Source organism: Spongisporangium articulatum (assembly GCF_044465595.1).
Classification (GTDB): domain Bacteria; phylum Actinomycetota; class Actinomycetes; order Actinomycetales; family Kineosporiaceae; genus Spongisporangium; species Spongisporangium articulatum.
The window spans coordinates 164,296-185,620 of the sequence record NZ_JBITLV010000007.1 but is presented as its reverse complement, the minus strand read 5'-3'; the positions used below and the strand labels follow the sequence as shown (position 1 = coordinate 185,620).

19 protein-coding genes are annotated in these 21,325 nt (G+C 73.8%); 16 read left to right on the top strand and 3 right to left on the bottom strand.

Annotated elements, in window-relative coordinates:
• The first annotated feature begins 48 nt into the window (after nt 1–48).
• From steA to ACIB24_RS19980, 7 genes are all read left to right on the top strand, one after another.
• Nucleotides 49–1,302, top strand: a complete 1,254-nt coding sequence (steA, locus tag ACIB24_RS20010; protein WP_398283953.1) for a putative cytokinetic ring protein SteA — start codon at nt 49–51, stop codon at nt 1,300–1,302.
• A complete protein-coding gene (locus tag ACIB24_RS20005) occupies nt 1,299–2,300 on the top strand; it encodes a copper transporter (RefSeq protein ID WP_398283952.1) in 1,002 nt (333 codons plus the stop codon). The genes steA and ACIB24_RS20005 overlap by 4 nt, the downstream gene beginning before the upstream one ends.
• 1 nt (nt 2,301) lies before the next feature.
• Nucleotides 2,302–3,153, top strand: coding sequence for a hypothetical protein (locus ACIB24_RS20000; RefSeq protein ID WP_398283951.1), 852 nt, complete (start codon nt 2,302–2,304; stop codon nt 3,151–3,153).
• 65 nt (nt 3,154–3,218) lie between these two features.
• Entirely contained in the window at nt 3,219–4,835 is a 1,617-nt protein-coding gene (murJ, locus tag ACIB24_RS19995; RefSeq protein WP_398283950.1) for a murein biosynthesis integral membrane protein MurJ, read from the top strand.
• On the top strand, nt 4,828–5,925 hold the full coding sequence (locus ACIB24_RS19990; RefSeq protein WP_398283949.1) for a glycosyltransferase family 4 protein: 1,098 nt from the start codon (nt 4,828–4,830) through the stop codon (nt 5,923–5,925). The genes murJ and ACIB24_RS19990 overlap by 8 nt, the downstream gene beginning before the upstream one ends.
• Nucleotides 5,926–5,962: 37 nt before the next feature.
• Nucleotides 5,963–7,693, top strand: coding sequence for a CTP synthase (locus ACIB24_RS19985; RefSeq protein WP_398283948.1), 1,731 nt, complete (start codon nt 5,963–5,965; stop codon nt 7,691–7,693).
• Nucleotides 7,690–8,343, top strand: coding sequence for an NUDIX domain-containing protein (locus tag ACIB24_RS19980; RefSeq protein ID WP_398283947.1), 654 nt, complete (start codon nt 7,690–7,692; stop codon nt 8,341–8,343). The genes ACIB24_RS19985 and ACIB24_RS19980 overlap by 4 nt, the downstream gene beginning before the upstream one ends.
• Before the next feature lie 19 nt (nt 8,344–8,362).
• Here the strand turns inward: ACIB24_RS19980 and ACIB24_RS19975 are convergent, their stop codons facing one another.
• Nucleotides 8,363–8,824 carry a nitroreductase family deazaflavin-dependent oxidoreductase gene (locus ACIB24_RS19975; protein WP_398283946.1) on the bottom strand — a complete coding sequence of 154 codons (462 nt, stop codon included), beginning with the start codon at nt 8,822–8,824 and terminating at the stop codon, nt 8,363–8,365.
• Between the two features lie 23 nt (nt 8,825–8,847).
• Between ACIB24_RS19975 and ACIB24_RS19970 the strand changes: the two genes are divergently transcribed.
• Nucleotides 8,848–9,666: an alpha/beta fold hydrolase gene (locus ACIB24_RS19970; protein WP_398283945.1), complete on the top strand. Its 819-nt coding sequence runs from the start codon at nt 8,848–8,850 to the stop codon at nt 9,664–9,666.
• Here the strand turns inward: ACIB24_RS19970 and ACIB24_RS19965 are convergent.
• Complete coding sequence (locus tag ACIB24_RS19965; protein WP_398283944.1) at nt 9,650–10,309, bottom strand: hypothetical protein; 660 nt, start codon at nt 10,307–10,309, stop codon at nt 9,650–9,652. The two genes, ACIB24_RS19970 and ACIB24_RS19965, sit on opposite strands and share 17 nt — an antisense overlap.
• A gap of 102 nt (nt 10,310–10,411) precedes the next feature.
• Here ACIB24_RS19965 and ald point away from each other — a divergent pair, with 102 nt between their 5' ends.
• The 8 genes from ald to ACIB24_RS19925 all read left to right on the top strand — a co-directional run bounded on the left by ald (nt 10,412) and on the right by ACIB24_RS19925 (nt 17,625).
• Entirely contained in the window at nt 10,412–11,530 is a 1,119-nt protein-coding gene (gene ald / locus ACIB24_RS19960) for an alanine dehydrogenase (protein WP_398283943.1), read from the top strand.
• A 28-nt stretch (nt 11,531–11,558) separates the two neighbouring features.
• Nucleotides 11,559–12,512: a site-specific tyrosine recombinase XerD gene (gene xerD, locus ACIB24_RS19955; protein WP_398283942.1), complete on the top strand. Its 954-nt coding sequence runs from the start codon at nt 11,559–11,561 to the stop codon at nt 12,510–12,512.
• Between the two features lie 277 nt (nt 12,513–12,789).
• Nucleotides 12,790–13,605 (top strand): ParA family protein, encoded by an 816-nt coding sequence (locus tag ACIB24_RS19950; protein ID WP_398284125.1) that lies wholly within the window; start codon nt 12,790–12,792, stop codon nt 13,603–13,605.
• Between the two features lie 52 nt (nt 13,606–13,657).
• On the top strand, nt 13,658–14,533 hold the full coding sequence (locus ACIB24_RS19945) for a segregation and condensation protein A (protein WP_398283941.1): 876 nt from the start codon (nt 13,658–13,660) through the stop codon (nt 14,531–14,533).
• Nucleotides 14,534–14,586: 53 nt separating this feature from the next.
• Nucleotides 14,587–15,249: an SMC-Scp complex subunit ScpB gene (scpB, locus tag ACIB24_RS19940; RefSeq protein ID WP_398283940.1), complete on the top strand. Its 663-nt coding sequence runs from the start codon at nt 14,587–14,589 to the stop codon at nt 15,247–15,249.
• Nucleotides 15,246–16,163: a pseudouridine synthase gene (locus ACIB24_RS19935; RefSeq protein WP_398283939.1), complete on the top strand. Its 918-nt coding sequence runs from the start codon at nt 15,246–15,248 to the stop codon at nt 16,161–16,163. Before scpB ends, ACIB24_RS19935 begins: the two co-directional genes overlap by 4 nt.
• 2 nt (nt 16,164–16,165) lie before the next feature.
• Nucleotides 16,166–16,537, top strand: coding sequence for a chorismate mutase (aroH, locus tag ACIB24_RS19930; protein WP_398283938.1), 372 nt, complete (start codon nt 16,166–16,168; stop codon nt 16,535–16,537).
• A complete protein-coding gene (locus ACIB24_RS19925; RefSeq protein ID WP_398283937.1) occupies nt 16,537–17,625 on the top strand; it encodes a prephenate dehydrogenase in 1,089 nt (362 codons plus the stop codon). The genes aroH and ACIB24_RS19925 overlap by 1 nt, the downstream gene beginning before the upstream one ends.
• Here ACIB24_RS19925 and ACIB24_RS19920 read toward each other — a convergent pair.
• On the bottom strand, nt 17,529–21,320 hold the full coding sequence (locus tag ACIB24_RS19920; RefSeq protein WP_398283936.1) for an MMPL family transporter: 3,792 nt from the start codon (nt 21,318–21,320) through the stop codon (nt 17,529–17,531). The two genes, ACIB24_RS19925 and ACIB24_RS19920, sit on opposite strands and share 97 nt — an antisense overlap.
• Between the last annotated feature and the right edge of the window lie 5 nt (nt 21,321–21,325).

Genomic DNA, 21,325 nt, shown 5'->3' with positions numbered 1-21,325 from the left:
CGAGCGTCCTGGAGAGGCCTACCCGTCAGTCATGGCACGATCAGGGATGTGAAGTTCTCGTTGCCGCGGCGTCGCCCGGAGCCCCAGGAGGGCCCCGGGGTGACGGGTGTGGCGCGGGTCGACCGCCGGACGAAGAACCTCACCAAGCGGCTGCAGCCCGGTGAGATCGCCGTCATCGACCACGTCGACATCGACCGGGTGGCCGCGGAGGCCCTGGTCGGGTGCCGCCCGGTGGCCGTCGTGAACGCCGCCGCCAGCATCTCGGGCCGCTACCCGAACCTGGGCCCGGAGATCCTGCTGAAGGCCGGGGTCGTGCTGGTCGACGGGGCCGGCCCCGAACTGCTGGGTGTGGTCGCCGACGGCACCCCGGTGCGGATCGAGGACGGCAAGCTCTGGGTCGGCGACCAGGTGGTGGCCACCGGCCAGGTCCAGGACCGGGCGAGTGTCGACGAGGCGATGGCGCTGGCCCGGGCCGGGTTGAACACCCAGCTGGAGTCGTTCGCCGCCAACACGATGGAGTACCTCCAGAAGGAGCGCGACCTCCTGCTGGACGGCGTGGGCGTGCCCGACGTGCGCACGGACATGGACGGTCGGCAGGTGCTGATCGTCGTGCGCGGGTACCACTACAAGGAGGACCTGGCCACGCTGCGCCCGTACATCCGCGAGTACCGGCCCGTGCTGGTCGGGGTCGACGGCGGTGCGGACGCGATCATCGAGGCCGGGCTGACCCCCGACATGATCGTCGGTGACATGGACTCGGTCACCAACGAGGCGCTCACCTGCGGGGCCGAGGTGGTCGTGCACGCCTACCGGGACGGCCGGGCCCCGGGGCTGGACCGGGTCCGTTCCCTCGGGGTGGACCCCGTGGTGTTCCCGGCGACCGGCACGAGCGAGGACGTCGCGATGTTGCTGGCCGACGACAAGGGCGCGACCCTGATCGTGGCCGTAGGCACCCACGCCACCCTGGTCGAGTTCCTGGACAAGGGGCGCGAGGGTATGGCCAGCACGTTCCTGACCCGGCTGCGGGTCGGCAGCAAGCTGGTCGACGCCAAGGGGGTGTCGCGGCTGTACCGGCAACGCATCACGAGCAGCCAGCTCGTCGTGCTGGCGCTCGCCGGCCTGTTCGCGCTCGGCGTCGCGCTGGCCGCGACCGCCGCCGGGCAGGCCTTCTACGCATTGATCGGCGCCCGGACCGACGACATCGTGTCCTGGGTGAAGAGCTGGTTCGTGGACGCCCAGCCCGAGGCGTTGGCCGGCTATCTGAGGAGCGCGAGCACCGGGCAGGGACTGATCCGTTCATGATCGATTTCCGGTACCACCTGGTCTCACTCGTCTCCGTGTTCCTGGCCCTGGCCGTGGGCATCGTGCTGGGCGCCGGCCCGTTGAAGGGTCAGATCGGCGACACGCTGGCCAACAGCGTCGAGCAGCTGCGCCAGGAGAAGGACCAGCTGCACGACCAGGTGGCCACCGCGACCACGTCGATCGCCAACCGGGACGCGTTCCTGGAGCAGGTCACGCCGCAACTGGTCGCCGGGCAGCTGACGGGCCGCTCCGTCGTCGTGGTCAGCCTGGCCGGGGTCGACTCCAAGACGGTCTCCTCGATGGTCGAGGCGGTCGACGCCGCGGGCGGCACGGTCACCGGGCAGGTCGCCGTGGCCTCCGACTGGGTGGAGGCCGGCGGGGTCACCGCACGGGACAAGGCGCTGGCCAAGATCGCGCAGAAATTGCCCGCCACGAGCCAGGTCTCGGGCGACGCCACGGCGCGGCTGAACACCTACCTGGCCCGCAGCCTGGTGGGTACGGGGGACACCGGGTCGCTCGCGCGCGGCAGCACCATCGCGCCGGCCGTGCTCGACGCCCTGAAGTCGAACGACCTGATCGACACCAAGGGTGACCTCACGGCGCTGGCCGGTTCGGCCGTCGTCCTGGCCCCGGCCGTCGACACCGCGACCGCCGGCAACCCGACGCCGACGCCGGTCGGGGTGACCTCTTACCTGCCGCTGGTCAGCACGCTGGACACGACCGGGGGCGGAACGGTGGTGACCGGGCCGGCGTCGTCGGCGACGGCGGGTGGGTTCGTCGCGGCGGTGCGCAAGGACGAGTCCGTCGTCAAGATCGTCTCCACCGTGGACGACGGGATGACCCCCGCCGGGGAGATCACCACGGTCGCGGCGCTGCGCGAACAGGCGGCCGGCGGGGTGGGCCAGTACGGGTTCGGCTCGGGGGCGGGGGCCGTCCTCCCGGCGACAGTCACGGCCGGTGGATCGGCCGGTGGCGCGAACGCCACGAGCGCGAACTGAGATGGCGCGGCTGAGGCGGGCGCTCGGCGGTGCCGTGGCCGGCGGCGTCGCGTACGCCGCGTCCCGGGCCGCCTTCCGCGCGCTCACGGCGAACCCCCCGGGCGGGGTCGCGCACTGGGAGCGCACCAACCACGCGGGCGAGCCGATCACCCTGCTCGAGGGCCCGGCCTACGCCGCCGGGGCCGCCGCGGCCGTGGCCGTCGCCCCCGGGGTGCCGGCCGGTCTGCGCGTCGCGGGCGTGCTGGCCACCGCGGGGGCGGGTGCCTTCGGGGCGGTCGACGACCTGCTGGAGACGGGGAAGCACAAGGGACTGCGCGGCCACCTCGGTGAGCTGGCCCGGGGACGGCTGAGCACCGGCGGCCTGAAGGTGCTCGGTATCGGCGCCACCGGCCTGGTGGCCGGAGTGTTGGCCCTGCCGCCCCGTCCGGACGACGAGAGCCCGCTGCGCGCGGGCCGTCTCGCCGACGCCGTGGTCGCGGGGGGCGTCGTGGCCGGGGCGGCGAACCTGGCCAACCTGCTCGACCTGCGGCCCGGCCGGGTGTTGAAGCTGGTCCTGCTCGCCGCGCCCGCGGCGACGTCTCCCGCCGGGGGCGCGCTGGTCGGTGCGGCGGCCGGCGCCGCGGCCGGGCTCATCGGCGAGGACCTGGCGGCGCGGGCTATGCTGGGCGACACCGGCGCCAACGCGGCGGGGGCCCTGCTGGGCACGGCCGCCGTGCACCGGCTCGGCCGCCCGGGCCGCCTGGCGGCGCTGGCCGGGCTGGTCGGCCTGACCCTGGCCAGCGAGAAGGTCAGCTTCACGAAGGTGATCGAGGCGACCCCCGGGCTGCGCGAGTTCGACCGGCTGGGCCGCTAACCCGTGATCACGCTTTCGTCCATGATCGTCGGCGCCGGAGGCGCCTACTCCCGGACGGGGAGAGGGTGAGGGGGCGGGGCGCGGGGGGCCTGCTGGGGGCGGCCGCGCTGATCGCGGTGGTCACCGCGCTGGCCCGGGTCGTGGGCTTCGGCCGCTGGCTGGTGTTCTCGGGGTCCGTGGGGGCGCACTGCGTCGGCTCGGCGTACTCGACGGCCAACCAGCTGCCCAACGTGCTGTTCGAGGTGGCCGCCGGGGGAGCGCTGGCCGCGGCCGTCGTCCCGCTGCTGGCGGGGCCCCTCGCCCGCCGCGACACGGCGACCGTCGACCGGGTCGCCTCGGCGCTGATCGGCTGGGTGCTGCTGGTCCTCGTCCCGGTCTCGCTGGTGCTGGCCCTGCTGGCCGGTCCGATCACGGACGCACTGCTCGACGGGGACTCGGCGTGCGCCGGCCAGCAGGCGCTGAGCATGCGCCTGCTGCTGGTCTTCGCGCCCCAGATCGCGCTCTACGGGCTGGGAGTCGTGCTCACCGGCGTGCTGCAGGCGCATCGCCGGTTCTTCTGGCCCGCCCTGGCCCCGCTGATCTCCAGCCTCGTGATGATCGGTGGCTACCTCGCCTACGCGGGCACCGCGCACGGCGTCGACGACCCCGCCCGGCTGCCGGGCGCGGCCGAAGCATGGCTCGGGTGGGGCACGACGGCCGCGGTGGCCGCCATGACCCTGCCGCTGCTCGTGCCGGTGCACCGGGCCGGGGTGCGGTTGCGGCCCACCCTCACCTTCCCTCCGGGGGTGGCCCGGCGCGGGCTGGCGCTGGCCGGGGCCGGCGTCGTCGCCCTGCTGGCGCAACAGGTCTCGGTGCTCGTCGTGGTGAAACTGGCCAACTACCGTGACCCGGCCGGGGCCCTGAACCTCTTCCAGTACGTGCAGGCGGTCTACCTGTTGCCGTACGCCGTGCTGGCCGTGCCGCTGGCCACCACCGCCTTCCCGCGGCTCGCCGAGCAGGCCGCGTCGGGGGCCCTGGCGGGGTTCGCCCGGACGTCGGCCGCCAGCACGCGCGCCGTGGTCCTGGCCGGGCTGCTGGGCGTCGGGCTGCTGATCGCCGGGGCGCCGGCCGTGACCGCGCTGTTCGCCGCGACCGACCGGTTCGACGTGCACGCCATGAACCCCGCCCTGGTCGGGATGGCGCCCGGGCTGCTGGGTTTCGCGCTGATCGCCCACGTGGGACGGGCGCTGTACGCGCTGGGTCAGGGCCGCCCGGCCGCGGTGGCCACGGCCACGGGCTGGTCGGGGGTGGTCGTAGCGTCCCTGGTCCTCGTCGCGCTGATGGACGACACCGACGTCGTGGTCGGCCTCGCCTGGGGCAACACCGTCGGGATGTTGCTGGCCGGAGGGCTCCTGCTGGCCGCCCTGGCCCGGGCGGCGGGGTCCCGGGCCCTGACGGGGTTGGGCCGGACGGCGGGGGCGGGCGTGCTCGGAGCCGGGTTGGCCGGGGTGGTGGGTCATGTCGCATCGGCGGCCCTGCTCGACGGCCGGTCCGGCGTGGGCTGGGCGGTGACGGCCGGAGCGCTGGGCGCGGTGCTGGCCCTGACCGCCTTCGCGCTGCCCGTGGCCGCTCTCGACCGGCGGGATCTGATCACCCTGTTGCGTCGTGGAAAGCCGTTAGGGGAGAGGACTTCCGATGCCTGAGGGTGCTCGCCGGGTACTGCTCGTGGCGGGGCACGCCACGGGTGGGATCGGCGCCCACGTCGCGTCCCTGGCCCGTGGTCTGCCGGAAACGGGGTGGGCGCCGACCGTCTTCACCTCGGCGCTGACCGCCTCGCGGTTCGACTTCGGAGCCGGCGCCATGGTCGTGACCGGCTGGTCAGGAGCACCTTCCGCTCTGCCGCGAACGGTCCGCGCCCTCCGCCGACGCGCGCTGCGGGCCGACGTCGTCCATGCGCACGGTCACCAGGCCGGGCTGCTCGCCACGGCGACGGTCGCGACGATCCCGCGCGCCCGTCGTCCGAAAGTCGTCGTCTCCTGGCACAACGCGGTGCTGCCGGGCGCCCGGCTGCCCACCTGGCCGGCGGCCCTGTGGGCCCAGCGTTGGCAGGCCCGCCACGCCGACCTGGTGACGGGGGCGTCGTCCGACCTGGTCGGGACCGCCGAGGGCTGCGGGGCCCGGGCGGCGCAGCTGGCACCCGTTGCGGCGCAACCGTTCCGGCCCGGCACCCGGACCGAGCGCGCGGACGGGCGGCGCGTCGTCCTGACCGTCTCCCGGTTGGCCCGGCAGAAGAACCTCGAGAGTCTCGTCCTCGCTGCGGAGCAGGTCGCCAAGAGCTTCCCGGGCTTCGTCTGGCAGGTGGCCGGGGACGGTGACGAGGAGATCCGCCACTTCCTGGAGCAGGTGATCGAGGACTCGCAGGCGCCGGTCGAGCTGCTCGGCGCCCGGGACGACGTGCCCGACCTGCTGGCTTCGGCCGACGTGTTCGTGCTGCCCAGCCTCTGGGAGGCCCGGTCGCTGGCCGTGCAGGAGGCGATGGGGGCCGGCCTGCCGATCGTGGCCACCGACGTGGGTGGCCTGCCTGACCTGGTGGGTATCGACGGTCAGGCGGGGGTGCTGGTCCCGATCGCGAACCGGGACCGCCTGGCGACGGCCGTGCTGCGGATCCTCGAGGACCCGGCCTTCGGTGCCGCCCTGGGCGCCGAGGCCCGCCGCCGGTATGACCGGTTGCCGACCGAGCGTGACGTTCAGTGGGAGTGGGCGACGCGATACGGCCACCTGGTGGAGGGGTAGCTGTCACCGGGCCGTGGGCCTGTTAGGGTCGAAGCCCGTGCAGAGGTTTTCGGGTCCGGCAAAACACATCTTCGTCACGGGCGGCGTCGCCTCCTCGCTGGGTAAGGGCCTCACGGCCTCCAGCCTCGGTCATCTCCTCCGCGGTCGCGGGTTACGGGTCGTCATGCAGAAGCTCGACCCCTACCTGAACGTCGACCCGGGCACGATGAACCCCTTCCAGCACGGCGAGGTCTTTGTGACCGACGACGGGGCGGAGACCGACCTCGACATCGGCCACTACGAGCGGTTCCTGGACGTCGAGCTCGACGCCTCCGCGAACGTCACCACGGGCCAGGTGTACTCGGCCGTCATCGCCAAGGAGCGCCGCGGCGAGTACCTCGGCGACACCGTGCAGGTCATCCCGCACATCACCGACGAGATCAAGAGCCGGATGCGGGCCCAGGCCGACGTGGCCGACCCGCCGGACGTGATCATCACCGAGATCGGCGGCACCGTCGGCGACATCGAGTCGCTGCCGTTCCTCGAGGCCGCCCGCCAGGTCCGCCGGGACGTCGGCCGCGACAACGTCTTCTTCCTGCACGTCTCGCTCGTGCCGTACCTCGCCCCGAGCGGCGAGCTGAAGACCAAGCCGACGCAGCACTCGGTCGCCGCGCTGCGCAACATCGGCATCCAGCCCGACGCGCTGGTCATCCGGTCCGACCGCGAGGTCCCCGAGGGCATGAAGCGCAAGCTGGCCCTGACCTGCGACGTGGACGTCGAGGCGGTCTGCAACGCCGTCGACGCGCCGTCCATCTACGACATCCCGAAGGTGCTGCACTCCGAGGGCCTCGACGCCTACGTGGTGCGCCGCCTCGACCTGCCCTTCCGCGACGTGCAGTGGGACTCGTGGGACGAGCTCCTGCGCCGCGTCCACCGGCCCCGGCACCAGGTCACCGTCGCGCTCGTCGGCAAGTACATCGACCTGCCCGACGCCTACCTGTCCGTGACCGAGGCGCTGCGCGCGGGCGGCTTCGGCGTCGACGCGAAGGTGAAGATCCAGTGGGTCGCCTCCGACACCTGCGAGACGCCCGAGGGGGCCCGGCGCGAGCTGGCCGGCGTCGACGCGATCTGCGTGCCGGGCGGGTTCGGCGTGCGCGGCATCGAGGGCAAGCTCGGCGCGCTGCGCTGGGCGCGGGAGAACGGCGTCCCGGCGCTCGGGCTGTGCCTCGGCCTGCAGTGCATGGTCATCGAGTTCGCCCGCAACGTGGCCGGTCTCGAGGGCGCCAGCAGCACCGAGTTCGCCGCCGAGCTGCCCGGGCAGCTCGAACACGCCGTCATCGCCACGATGGAGGAGCAGCTCGCGATCGTGGACGGCGCCGGCGACCTGGGCGGGACGATGCGGCTGGGTGCCTACCCGGCCGTGCTGGCCGAGGGCAGCGTCGTGCGCGAGGTGTACGGCTCGGGCAAGGTCACCGAGCGGCACCGGCACCGCTACGAGGTGAACAACGCCTACCTGCCGCAGTTGCAGGAGGCGGGGCTCGTGTTCTCGGGGATGTCGCCCGACCGCTCGCTGGTCGAGTACGTCGAGCTGCCCCGCGACGTCCATCCGTACTACGTCGGCACCCAGGCCCACCCCGAGTTCAAGTCCCGGCCCAACCGGGCGCACCCGCTGTTCGCCGGGCTGGTCGAGGCGGCCGTGAACCGGCAGAAGGCCGAGCGCCTCATCGAGGTCGAGCCCGAGCTCAGCCAGGACGCCGAGGTCGTGCTCAGCGCGGACGCGAACGCGTGAGTCCGGACTCCTCGGAGGAGCTCGCCGACTTCATCGCCCCCCGCCCGGTCGTGAAGGCCGAGCACCTGCACGACGGGATGATCTTCGACCTGGTCGCCGAGACCGTCGACCTGGGCCGGGCCGGGCAGGTGCGCCGGGAGATGCTGCGGCACCCGGGGGCGGTGACGGTCGCGGCGCTCGACGGCGAGCCCGGCGCCGAGCGGGTGCTGATGATCCGGCAGTACCGGCACCCGGTGCAGATGGAGCTGTGGGAGCTGCCCGCCGGCCTCCTCGACGTCGTCGGGGAGCCGCCGCTCGAAGCCGCGAAGCGCGAACTGCACGAGGAGGCCGACCTCAAGGCCGAACGCTGGGACCTGGTGGCCGACTGGTTCAACTCGCCCGGCGGCTCGGACGAGGCGCTGCGGCTCTACCTGGCCCGCGACGTCCAGGTGGTCGACGAGGCCGACCGGCACACCCGCGAGGCCGAGGAACTCGACATGCCCAGCCGGTGGGTGCCGCTCGAGGAGGCGCGGGACGCCGTCCTGGCCGGGAAGATCCACAACCCCGGCTCGGTGATCGGCATCCTCGCGGTCTGGACCGCCCGCGAGCTCGGCTGGACGACGTTGCGCCCGGCCGCCGCGCCCTGGCCCGAGCACCCCCGGCTGCGCTGAGCGCCCACCGGTAGACCGTTCAGTCGTAGACCGAGTCGATCCGGAAGGCCGGGAACCCCGGGGCCGCAGCGGCGATGGCCGCGTCGTCGGAATCGGCGTCCAGCCCCTCGAGGAAGTAGCCGACCTCCCACTTCCACTTCCGGATGTACTCGCGCAGCACGGGCGGCTTCTCGGCGTCGGACAGCTCGACGGCGGTGAACGGCTCGGCGTGCCGGCCGTACGTCAGGGTGCCGTTGCCGGCCGCGCGGAGGTTGCGCACCCACTGGGTCTCGCCGCGCGGGGCGACCAGGTAGCGCGCCTCGCCGATCGTCAGCAGGTTGACCGGCGTGGAACGTGGTTGGCCCGACGTGCGGCCGACCACGGTGAGAACCCGGCTGCCCATGAGGCTGATGCCGCAGCGGGTCAGGACGGCCACCGTGCGGTTGAAGACGTGCTGGGTCAGGACGCCGGGCGCGAGGTACCGGCGGGGCTGCTCGGTCACACGCCCCAGCCTAGGCTGCCGCCATGGAGCGTTTCGAGCGGTCAGGGCTGACCTTCGACGTGCGGGACTGCGGGCCGGCCGACGGTGAGCCCGTCGTCCTCCTGCACGGGTTCCCGCAGGACGGCACCGCCTGGTCGGGCGTCGTCCCGCTGCTGCACGCCGCCGGGCTGCGCACCCTCGTCCCCGACCAGCGCGGCTACTCGCCGGGGGCCCGCCCCCGCTCGCGCCGGGAGTACACGCTCGGGCACGCGGTGGACGACGTCCTCGCCCTTCTCGACGCCGCCGACCTGACCGCCGCGCACGTCGTGGGGCACGACTGGGGCGGGGCGGTCGCGTGGGTACTGGCCGGTCGTCATCCGGTGCGGGTGAAGTCGCTGACGGTGGTCTCGACGCCGCACCCGGCCGCGATGATCCGGTCGATGACCCGCAGCACCCAGGGGTTGCGGTCGTGGTACATGCTCGCCTTCCAACTGCCCTGGCTGCCCGAGCTCCTGATGCCCGGCCGGATGTTCGACGGGTTGCGGCGCTCCGGCCTCCCGGCCGCGCACGCCGAGCACTACGCGCAGATGATGCAGCGCCCGGGTGCCCTGGGTCATGCGCTCAACTGGTACCGGGCGATGCCGTTCGCGGCGGGCCAGAAGGCCCCCCGGTCGCGGGTGCCGACCACGTACGTGTGGGGCAACAAGGACTTCGCCCTCGGCCGGGCGGCCGCCGAGTGGACGGCCGACTTCGCGCTCGCCGACTACCGTTTCGTCGAACTGGACGCCGGGCACTGGCTGCCCGAGCGCCGTCCGGAGCAGGTGGCCGCCGCGATCGTCGAACGGGTCAGCTCGACGAGCTGACCGCCTTCTTCCAGCTGCGCGGGACGGCGAGTCCGGCGGAGCGCAGTTCCATCGAGGCCAGCGCTCGGATCACCGCCTCGTCCCCCTCGCGCCAGGCCTGGACCGGGTCGTGCGAGACCTTCACCAGCTTCGGCAACGGCCGGTTGGCGAGCGCCCGCAGGGCCAGCAGCTCCTCACCGGCCTCGGTGCTCGCCAGCGTCACCGCCGCGCCCGCGCGGCGCGCGAACCGCAACCGCGCCCAGAGCCAGGGGACGACGACCGCCAGTGCCGGGGGGACGGCCACCGCCAGCGCCAGGACGATCGCCAGCCAGGTGGCCTTGTCGTACAGGCCGTGCCCCGCCTCGGCGATGCTGCGGGCCGCGTTGCCCGCCGCCTGCAACGGCTTGCTGACCGGGTCGCCCACCAGTGGCACCTTCCCCGCGCCCTGGCCGGCCGAGTCGAGGTTGCCCGCGATGCCGTTGGCGCCGCTCTCGACCTTCTGGCCGACGGTCGCGAAGGCGGAGATCGCGGTGTGCACGAGCTTGCCGACCCAGTACCACAGGACGCACCAGAGCACGACGGTGATGTCGGCGACCGCCTGCCCGAGCGCGCGGCCGGGCGTGCTGGCGTAGGGGACGAACCGGGTCCTGGCAGGTGTGGCCATGACCAAGATCAGAGCACAGGATCAGGCCGTCGACACCTCGGCGGGTCTATGGTCGGGCGAGGTCGAGAAGAGCAGGTCGAGAGCTGCGAAGGACGTGGACCGGTGAAGATCGGGATTCCCCGCGAGGTCAAGAACCACGAGTACCGGGTGGCCATCACCCCGGCCGGAGTGCACGAGCTGGCCCGGGCCGGGCACGACGTGTTCCTCGAGGCGGGCGCGGGGGAGGGGTCATCCATCCCCGACGCGCAGTACGTCGAGGCGGGCGCGAAGATCCTGGCCACCGCCGACGACGTCTGGGGTACGGGCGACCTGATCCTCAAGGTGAAGGAGCCGATCAAGGAGGAGTACCACCGGATGCGTTCCGGTCAGGTGCTTTTCACGTACCTGCACCTCGCCGCCGACCGGGCGCTGACCGAGGAGCTGGTGGCCCGCGAGGTCACCGCGATCGCCTACGAGACGGTCGAGCTGCCCGACCGCAGCCTGCCGTTGCTGGCGCCGATGAGCGAGGTCGCGGGCCGGCTGGCCCCGCAGGTCGGTGCCCACACGCTGATGCGCGCGCAGGGCGGGCGCGGCCTGCTGATGGGCGGGGTGTCCGGCGTGTGGGCGGCGAAGGTCGTCATCATCGGCGCCGGAGTGGCGGGCATGAACGCCGCGGTGATCGCCCTGGGCATGGAGGCCGAGGTGATCCTCATGGACCGCAACATCGACCGGCTGCGCAGCATGGATCGCATCTACCAGGGCCACGTGCAGACCGTGGCCAGCAACGCGTACGAGATCGAACGGGCGATCGCCGACGCCGACCTGATCATCGGCGCCGTTCTCGTCCCCGGCGCCAAGGCGCCGAAACTGATCACCAACGAGCAGGTCTCGCGGTTGAAGCCGGGCAGTGTGCTGGTCGACATCGCGATCGACCAGGGCGGCTGCTTCGAGGACTCGCACCCGACCACGCACGCCGACCCGACGTACCAGGTGCACGAGTCGATCTTCTACTGCGTCGCGAACATGCCCGGCGCCGTCCCGCACACGAGCACCTACGCGCTGACCAACGTGACGCTGCCGTACGCGGTCGAGCTCGCGGGCCGGGGCTGGCAGGAGGCGCTGCGCCGGGATCCGGCGCTGGCCAAGGGCCTGAACACGCACGCGGGTGCCGTCACGTACGAGCCGGTCGCGCAGGCGCACGATCTCGATTCGACCTCGTTGGCGGCGGTTCTCGGGGCGTAGCCGGGCCCGGCCGTGTGACAGTGGGCCCGTGACGGTCAGTTCGACGGCGGGCGTGGTGCGCGAGGTGGACGGCGAGGTCGCCGGGTACCTCGACCATCTCGCCGTCGAGCGTGGCCTGTCCGCCAACACCCTCGCCGCGTACCGTCGCGACCTGCGCCGCTACCTGGCCTTCCTGGCTGCGCGGGGCGTGTCGAGCGCGGGGGCGGTGACCGAGGCGCTGGTCGCCGAGTTCCTCGCGTCGATCCGCACGGGCGAGGACGGCGGGGCGCCGCTGAGCGCCACGTCCGCGGCCCGCACGGTGGTCGCCGTCCGCGGGTTCCACCGGTTCCTCGTGCTCGAGGGCCGGACCCCGCACGACCCGGCCGGGCAGGTGCAACCGCCCGCCGCGCCCAAACGGCTGCCGAAGGCCATCTCGGTCGCGGACGTCGAACGGCTGCTGGTCGCGACGAAGGCACCGGAGACCCCCGCCGGGCTGCGCGACCGCGCGCTGCTGGAGCTGCTCTACGGCTGCGGCGCCCGGATCAGCGAGGCCGTCGGGCTGGCCGTCGACGACCTGGACCGTACCGACGGGCTGGTCCGGTTGCACGGGAAGGGCGACAAGCAGCGGATCGTCCCGGTCGGCAGCTTCGCGCTGGCCGCCGTCGAGGCCTACCTGGTCCGGGGTCGCCCGGCGCTCGCGGCCCGCGGGTCGGGTTCGGCCTGGTTGTTCCTGAACGCGCGCGGCGGGCCGCTGTCCCGGCAGAGCGCCTGGGCCGTGCTGGCCGGGGCCGCCGACCGGGCGGACCTGGCCGGCCGGGTCTCGCCGCACACCCTGCGGCACTCCTTCGCGACCCACCTGCTCGAGGGCGGCGCCGACGTCCGGGTGGTGCAGGAGCTGCTCGGGCACGCCTCGGTGACCACGACGCAGCTGTACACGAAGGTCAGCGCGGACGCCCTGCGGGAGGTCTACGTGACCGCCCATCCGCGGGCCCTGCACGCCTGAAGGGCTGCTCAGCCGGGTTGTCCCGGGTTGTCCCCGGGGACACACCCGGGGTTGAGCGGTCCGCGACGCGCCGACTAACCTCGCAGGGTCGTGCTCGCGCGCGAGGGATGATGTGTGCGTAGGCAGGCGGCGTCGACGGCGCTAGCGAGGAGACGACGTGACGAACGAGACGACTGCGACAGCCGTAGACCTGACCATCCAGCGCACCCCTGACCGGGGCGCCGACGACCTGCTGTCGTTGAGCGCGGTCGGGGCCGAGGGGCCCACCGGGCGGCCGATGCCGAACTTCCCGGAGCCGCAGCCCCTGACCTCCCACGGTCCGGCCCGGATCATCGCGATGTGCAACCAGAAGGGCGGCGTCGGCAAGACGACGACCACCATCAACCTGGGGGCCACGCTGGCCGAGTACGGCCGCAAGGTGCTCCTGGTCGACTTCGACCCGCAGGGTGCGCTGTCCGTGGGGCTCGGCATCAACCCGCACGAGCTCGACAAGACGATCTACAACGTCCTGATGGACCGGGACACCCAGATCCGGGATGTGATCCGCTCCACCGGCCTGCCCGGCCTCGACCTGCTGCCGGCCAACATCGACCTGTCGGCCGCCGAGGTGCAGCTGGTCGGCGAGGTGGCCCGCGAGATGACGCTGCAGCGCGTGCTGCGCCCGGTGGTCGACGACTACGACGTGGTGCTGATCGACTGCCAGCCGTCGCTGGGCCTGCTCACCGTCAACGCGCTGACCGCCGCCCACGGCGTGGTGATCCCGCTGGAGTGCGAGTTCTTCGCGCTGCGCGGGGTCGCCCTGCTCGTCGAGACGATCGACAAGGTGAAGGACCGGCTGAACCCGGGCCTGGAGGTCGACGGCATCCTGGCCACCATGTACGACCCGCGCACGCTGCACAGCCGCGAGGTGGTGGCCCGCGTGGTCGAGGCCTTCGGCGACCGGGTCTTCCACACCGTGATCGGGCGGACGGTGAAGTTCCCCGACGCGTCGGTGGCCGCCGAGCCGATCACCACGTACGCCGGGTCGCACGCGGGGGCCTACGCCTACCGCCTGCTGGCCCGTGAGCTGATCGCGCGAGGCGACGCTGCCTGAGATCCGCCTGCCGGAGGCGCCGGCCACCGAGGCGCCGCCGTCGGACCTGCAGGTGCACCGCGACGACGTCTCGCTGACGCGTCCGGACGGGACCACCCGGACGGCGGGCGCCGAGCCCGAGGTCGTGCCCGGCGGCGTCCTGACCAACCGCACGGCACCGTCCTTCCAGGTCCACCTCGACAACTTCGAGGGCCCGTTCGACCTGCTGCTGGGGCTGATCGCCAAGCACAAGCTCGACGTCACCGAGATCGCGATCGCCGCGGTCACCGACGAGTTCGTGGCCCACATCCGGGCCCTGGAGTCCGACTGGGACCTGGGCGAGGTGTCGGAGTTCCTGCTGGTCGCGGCCACGCTGCTCGACCTCAAGGCGGCCCGGCTGCTGCCCGCCGCCGAGGTCGAGGACGACGAGGACCTGGCCCTGCTGGAGGCCCGCGACCTGTTGTTCGCCCGGCTGCTGCAGTACCGGGCGTTCAAGGAGGTCGCGGGGGCCTTCGCCGAGCGGGTGGCGGCCGAGGCCCGGCGCCAGGCCCGCGCCGTCCCGCTGGAGACCCAGTTCACCAAGCTGCTGCCCGAGCTCGTGCTCGGGCTGTCGCCGCACCAGTTCGCCGAACTCGCCGCTGCGGCCAGCGCCCCCAAAGCCCCACCGGTGGTCGCGCTGGAGCACCTGCACGCGCCGGCGGTCAGCGTCCGCGAGCAGGCCGCCCTGGTCGTCGACCGGATGCGCCGGGCCGGGACGGCGAGCTTCCGGTCGCTGGTCGCCGACGCCGACGAGACCGTCGTGGTCGTGGCCCGGTTCCTCGCCCTGCTCGAGCTGTTCCGGGAGGGAGCCGTGGCGTTCGACCAGGTCACGCCGTTGGGGGAGCTGACCGTGCGGTGGACGGGCGCCGAGGACGGCGAGATCGACGTCGAGGACGAGTTCGACGAGTAGCGGGCTCCGCGCCGGATTCCTTGATCACGGGCCCGGCGCGGCATGATGGGGGCGTGACCGCGACCGACGAGCATCTCGACCAGGCTCCCGAGCTCGACGAGGGGCCCGAGACCGCTCCCGAGGCGCCCGACGTCGAGGAGGCGCCCCCGATCGACCTCGACAGCCTGCCCGGCGGCGCCCGCGGCGCGCTGGAGGCGATCCTGGTCGTCGTCGAGCGGCCGGTGGACGAGCTGTCCCTGGCCGCGGCGCTCGGCACGGACGTGGCCCGGGTCGCCGAGCTGCTGGCCGAGCTGGTCGCCGAGTACGAGCGCGACGGGCGCGGCTTCGAGCTGCGCCGGGTCGCGGGCGGCTGGCGGATGTACAGCCGGGCCGAGTACGCCGACGTGATCGGCCGGTTCGTCCTCGACGGGCAGACCGCCAAGCTCACCCAGGCCGGCCTGGAGACGCTGGCGATCGTCGCCTACCGGCAGCCCGTCAGCCGGGCCCGGGTGTCGGCCGTGCGGGGCGTGAACGTGGACGGCGTGATGCGCACGCTGGTCGCGCGCGGCCTGGTCGAGGAGGTCGGCCAGGACCCGGCGACCGGCGCCGTCCTGTACGGCACCACCGAGACCTTCCTGCACAAGCTGGGCCTGACCAGCCTCGACGAGCTGCCGCCCCTGGCGCCGTACCTGCCGGAGATGGACGCACTCGACGACCTCAGCGGAGACATGCAGTGACACCCCAGGGACGGACCCCCAGAACCCCCAGGAAGGCCACCCCGAGCCGGGGCGGCTACCCGCGCGACCCCGCCGCCCGGCCCGGCAAGAAGAGCGCGGCGAAGGACCCGCGCCGCTTCGCCGACACCCCCAAGCGTGCGAACGGGCCGCAGGACACGGGCGCCGACGTCCACGACCCGGACGGCGTGCGCCTGCAGAAGCTCATCGCCCAGTCCGGACTGGCCTCCCGCCGGGCCAGTGAGGACCTGATCGCAGCCGGCCGGGTGCAGGTCGACGGGCAGACCGTCACCGAGCTCGGCGTGCGCGTCGACCCGAAGCGCCAGGTCGTGCACGTCGACGGCGTGCGCCTGCAGCTCGACGACAACCTGGTCTACCTGGCGCTGAACAAGCCGCCGGGCGTCATCTCGACGATGGCGCCGACCGACCCGGACGGCAAGAACCGGCCCACCCTGGCCGACTACGTGACCAACCGCGAGGAGCGGCTGTTCCACGTCGGGCGGCTCGACACCGACACCGAGGGCCTGATCATCCTCACCAACGACGGCACGCTGGCCAACAAGCTGGCTCACCCGAGCTCCGAGGTGCCCAAGACGTACCTGGTCGAGGTGGCCGGGCCGGTGGCCCGGGACGTCGGGAGGCGGCTGCGCGAGGGCGTGCAGCTGGACGACGGGCTGGCCAAGGTCGACTCGTTCAAGCTCGTCGACTCGCGGCCGGGCAAGGCGCTGCTGGAGATCGTGCTGCACTCGGGCCGCAACCGGGTGATCCGCCGGATGATGGCCGAGGTCGGCTACCCGGTGCTGCAGCTGGCGCGCATCCAGATCGGGCCGGTCCGGATGGGCGACCTGCGCTCCGGCCGGACCCGTGCGCTGCACGGTGCCGAACTCAGCTCGCTCTTCGACGCGGCGGGGCTGTAGGCATGGCGGTCCGCGCCGTCCGGGGCGCCACCCAGGTGGACGTCGACGACAAGGAGCACGTGCTGCGGCGCACGCGCGAGCTGCTCCAGGAAGTGTTGTCCGCCAACAAGATCGAGCACGACGACGTGATCAGCATCGTCTTCAGTGCCACCCGCGACGTGTCGTCGGTGGCCCCGGCCGTGGCCGCCCGCCAGCTCGGTCTCGAGGAGCCGGCGCTGTTCTGCCTGCAGGAGATGTACGTCGAGGGCTCGATGCCCCGGGTGGTCCGGCTGATGCTGCACGTCGAGACGGAACTCGCGCGCGCCGACGTCCAGAACGTGTACCTGCGCGGCACCGAGCTGCTGCGGGCCGACGTGCCGACCTTCGAGGACTGATGGGCGAGCGGATCGCGGGGCTGGCCACCGCCCGGGTGGTCGGCACCGGACTGCTCGGCACGAGCATCGCGCTCGGCCTGCGCCAGCACGGCGTCCGGGTGTTGCTGGCCGATCCGTCGCCGACCGCGCTGGCCCTGGCCGAGGACGTGGGCGGCGGCGAACCCGACCCCGGAGGGATCGCGGTCGACCTGGTGGTCGTGGCCGCCCCGCCCGACGTGACGGCGGACGTCGTCCTGACCGAGCTCGAGACCCACCCGGACGCGACGGTCACCGACGTGGCCAGCGTGAAGGCCGGCATCGCCGCGGCCGTCGCGGGGGCCGCGGGGGCCGCGGGGGCCGCCCGCTACGTGGGCGGGCACCCGATGGCCGGCCGCGAGCGGTCCGGCCCGGTCGCGGCGCAGGCCGACCTGTTCCTCGGCCGCCCCTGGGTGTTGTGCCCGTCGGCGCTCACGGACGACGGGCGGCTGGCCCTGGTGCGCCGGGTCGTCGTCGCGCTCGGCGCGGCTCCCGTGCAGCTGGACGCCGCCGCGCACGACGAGGCCGTGGCGCTCGTCTCGCACGTCCCCCAGGTCGCGGCCTCCCTGGTGTCGGCCCGGTTGGTGAAGGCCGCCGACGAGGCGGTCGCCCTGGCCGGGCAGGGTTTGCGGGACACGACGCGGATCGCGGACTCCGACCCCTCGCTGTGGGCGCAGATCCTGGCCGCCAACTCGGGGCCCGTCGTCCGGACGCTGAAGGACCTGCGGGCCGACCTCGACGACGTCATCGGCGCCCTCGAGTCGGCGTCCCGGGCCCAGGCCACCGTGGCCCGGGTGGTGGAGTCGGGCCGCGACGGCCGAGCCCGGATCCCGGGCAAGCACGGCGGCTCGCCGACCCGGTACGCGCAGGTCACCGTGCTGCTGCCGGACCGTCCGGGGCAGTTGCGGCGGTTGTTCGACGACATCGGCGAGGCGGGGATCAACGTCGAGGAGTTCGCCCTCGAACACGCCGCCGGTCAACTCGTCGGGCTCGCCGAGGTGTCGGTGCTGCCGGCGGCCCGGCCCGCTTTGGTGGAGGCGTTGACCGCGCGGGACTGGCGGGTCGTGTCGTAGCGGTCGAGGAACCCGCGCGCCCACCGGGGTAGCCACCAGTTGGCCTCACCCAGCAACACCATCGCGGCCGGCACCAGGAGCAGCCGCACCACGGTGGCATCGATCGCGACGCTCACGGCCAGGCCCACGGCGAGCATCTTGACGCCGACGTTGTCGTCGAGCGCGAACCCGGCGAACACGCTGATCATGATGAGGGCGGCCGCGCCGATCACCCGGGCGGTCGCCGACAGCCCGGAGGCCACCGCGTCCGTCGTCGAGGCGCCCCCGAGCCAGGCCTCCCGCACCCGGGAGAGCAGGAAGACCTCGTAGTCCATCGAGAGCCCGAAGACGATGGCGAACATCATCATCGGCACGTACGACTCGATCGGCACGGCTGCGTCGAGGCCGAACAGCCCCGCTCCCCAGTGCCATTGGAAGACGGCGACGACGACGCCGTAGGACGCCGCGATCGAGATCACGTTCATCAGCGCCGCTTTCAGGGCCACCACCGGGCTGCGGAAGGTGAGCGTGAGCAACAGGAACGCGGCCCCCACGACGAGGGCGACGATCGCCGGCAACCCGGCCGTCAGCCGGTCGGCGAAGTCCACCTGGGCCGCGGTCTGCCCGGTCAGCTGCAGATCCGCGCCGGTCGACGACCGGATGGCGTCCGCGGTCGGGCCGCGCAACCGGTCGTACAGGTCTCCGGTGGCCGCGTCCTGCGGGCCGGTGGTCGGGGTGACGGTCGTGACCGCGATCGCGCCGTCCGGGCTGATCTGCCACGGGGTCAGTGTCGCCACCCCGGCCGTACTGGCGAGCTGCGTCCGGGCGTTCGCGAGGATCTCCTGCCCGGCCGGGCTGTCGGGTGCGGACGCGAGCCGCAGGAGGGCCGTGAACCGGCCGTTGACCCCGGGCCCGAACCCCTCGGCCATCCGGTCGTAGGCCACCCGTTGGGTGCTGCCGGCGGGGGCGGAGCCGTCGTCGACGTGCCCCAACCGCAGCGAGAAGAGCGGCACGGTGAGCACCGCCAGGAGGAGGAGCGCGGCGCCCGTCACGGGCAGCGGGTGGCGGGCCACCCAGGCCGCGTACCGAGCCCAGACCCCGCCGTCCGCCCCGCCCTCGGCCCGCGGACGGCGTACCCGCAACCGGTCGATCCGCGGACCGAGCAGGCTCAGCAGTGCGGGCGTCAGCGTGACTGCGGCCAGGGCCGAGATGGCCAGCGTCACGGTGGCGGCCAGGCCCAGACGGCCGATGAACTGCACGCCCGAGGCGTACAGGCCCAGCAGCGCGATGCCCACGGTGCCCGCCGCCACCAGCACGGCGTGCCCGCTGGAGTGCAGCGCGTACCGGACCGCCGCCTGCGGTTCCCGCCCCGACAGCTGGCCCTGCCGGGCCCGGGTCACCACGAACAGCGCGTAGTCGATGCCGCACCCCAGCCCGATCATGGCCGCCAGCGTCGGGGCGATCGTGGCCAGCGTCAGCCCGCTCGCCAGAATCCTGATCAGGGCCAGGCCGGTCACCACGGCGACGGCGGCCGACACCAGCGGCAGCAGCGCCCCCGCCACGGAGCCGAACATCACCAGGAGCACCACGAGGGCGGTGACGAGGCCGATGGCCTCCGCCAGGTGCGAGGGGCGGCCCCCCGTGTCCACCGTCTCGCCGAGCAGCCCGGCGTAGGACACCTCCAGCCCGCTCGGGGCGGCCTCGTCGGCGGCGCGCAGGGCGTCCAGGTCGGCGCTGGGCAGACTCCGCGGAGGATCGGTCAGGTCCAGGGTGAGGAAGGCCGTGCGCCCCGTGTCGGCGACGGTTCCGGCGGCCAGGGGTTCGGAGACGTCGACCACGCCGGGCACTTCGCGCAGGCGCTGCGCGAACGCCTCCACCTGCGCCCGGCGCCCCTCCAGTCCGTCGGCGGCGTACAGGACGACGGTCGCGCCGGCCTCCCCGGCGTCCGGTTCGTGCTGGGCGAGCACGTCGGCGGCCTCGGCGGACGGGGAACCGGGCAGCCCGAGATCGGTCTCGAAGGTGCCGCTGGCCAGGCGGGCGCCGAGGAGCGCGGTCACGATCAGGAGCAGCCAGGCGGCGAGCGTGAGCCACGGCCTGCGAACCGGGAGGCCCGCCCACCGGCCCGTGTCGGGTGCTGCAGGCGGCGCTGCGGAGGATGTCGAGGTCTCGGACGTCGGGGTGTGGGTCGTCGGGAGCACGTCGTCCAGTGCAGCGCGGCCGGTGGAGGGTTGGCCGGCGCCGGAGCTGACGATCCGCTGAGCGCTCGCCGCCGGTGTGCTGCGGGGCAGTCGCAGCCGGGCGACCAGGCCGTGCGGCTCGACGCCGGACAGGGAGACGTCACCGCCGTGGCCGCGGGCGACGGCGCGCGCGATCGCCAGGCCCAACCCGGACCCACCCGCCGACCGCTCCCGCCCGGGGGACCCCCGCCAGAACCGGTCGAACGCCCGGTCCCGCTCCTGCGCGCTCAACCCCGGCCCGGTGTCCGCGACGTCCACGACCACCTCGTCGGGCCCCGGCCGCACCGTGACCCGCACCTCGGCGTCCGGGCCGGCGTGCGTGAGGGCGTTCAGCACCAGGTTGTCGACGGCCCGCCGGATCGCCGTGCCGTCCCCGGGGACGATCCAGCGCCGACCGCGGGCCGCCCGATCGGGCCCCCCGTCGTCGTCCAGCAGTGAGTCCAGAGGTGAGTCCAGCAGCGAGCAGGTCAGCCGCTGCGGGCGCTCGCCCAGGAGCGGTCGGACCTGAAGGCAGGCCTGGGTGACCACTTCGGCGACGTCGACCGGCTCGTCCACCGCGGCCCTCGCGACCGCGTCGAGCCGGGCCAGCGCGAGCATCTGCTCGACCAGGGCCGCCATCCGCTCGCCCTCCGAACCGATGGAGCGCAGCGCCGCGTCCAGGTCGTCGGGGTCGGGCAGCATTCCGGCCGCGTACAGCTCGGCCCAGCCGCGGACCGCGGCCACGGGCGTGCGCAGCTCGTGCGAGGCATCCGCGAGGAAGTCGCGGGCGGCGGCCTCACTGCGGGCCCGGGCGGCCAGCGCCCGGTCGAGGGCCACGGCCAGGTCGTGCGTCTCGGTGCCGGTCGGACCACCGACGATCGGCTCCCGGCTGCCCTGTTCGATCCGGGCCGCCGTCTCGGCCATCCGGCGCAGCGGGCTCAGGCCCCGACGCACCAGGAGCCGGCCGCCCAGGGCGGCGACGGCGACGATCAGGATCGCCCCGAGCAGCTCGACCCGCAGCAGCGTGGCCAGCGTCTCCCGGTCGCCGTCCACCGCGACTCCGACGAGGACACTGCCGACGGGTTCGCTGCGCCCGTCGGGCAGGTCGAGCGCGAGGGGGACGTCGGGCCGCCATTCCCGTACCACGTAGCCGGGCACGCTCCCGTCCGCTGCGGGCGTCACGGGCGCGGTGCTCAGGCGCACGGTCCCGTCGGGGGCGCGCAGCACCACGAGGGCACCCACCGGGGTCAGCGCCGGCAGGGAGGTCAGGGTCACGTGGTGCGTGCCGTCGGCGGGGGTGACCCGCAGCTGCTTCGCCTGCCACCGGTCCAGCTGGGCCGCCGCCGCGCTCAGGAGCCGGTCGTGCCGCTCGTCCAGGTGCGACCTCAGGACGAGGTAGGCGGTCAGGTCCGCGCTCAGCAGCCCGACGGTGAGCAGGGCGAGGGTGCCCAGCAGCAGGCGGCCGCGCAGGGTGCCCGCCCAGGTGCGCACCCGGTTCACAGACG

Coding starts and splice junctions, on each gene's coding strand:
- ACIB24_RS20005 (WP_398283952.1), top strand. CDS start 1,299: ATGATCGATTTCCGGTACCACCTGGTCTCACTCGTCTCCGTGTTCCTG.
- ACIB24_RS20000 (WP_398283951.1), top strand. CDS start 2,302: ATGGCGCGGCTGAGGCGGGCGCTCGGCGGTGCCGTGGCCGGCGGCGTC.
- ACIB24_RS19990 (WP_398283949.1), top strand. CDS start 4,828: ATGCCTGAGGGTGCTCGCCGGGTACTGCTCGTGGCGGGGCACGCCACG.
- ACIB24_RS19970 (WP_398283945.1), top strand. CDS start 8,848: ATGGAGCGTTTCGAGCGGTCAGGGCTGACCTTCGACGTGCGGGACTGC.
- ACIB24_RS19965 (WP_398283944.1), bottom strand. CDS start 10,309: ATGGCCACACCTGCCAGGACCCGGTTCGTCCCCTACGCCAGCACGCCC.
- ACIB24_RS19950 (WP_398284125.1), top strand. CDS start 12,790: ATGCCGAACTTCCCGGAGCCGCAGCCCCTGACCTCCCACGGTCCGGCC.
- aroH (WP_398283938.1), top strand. CDS start 16,166: ATGGCGGTCCGCGCCGTCCGGGGCGCCACCCAGGTGGACGTCGACGAC.
- ACIB24_RS19925 (WP_398283937.1), top strand. CDS start 16,537: ATGGGCGAGCGGATCGCGGGGCTGGCCACCGCCCGGGTGGTCGGCACC.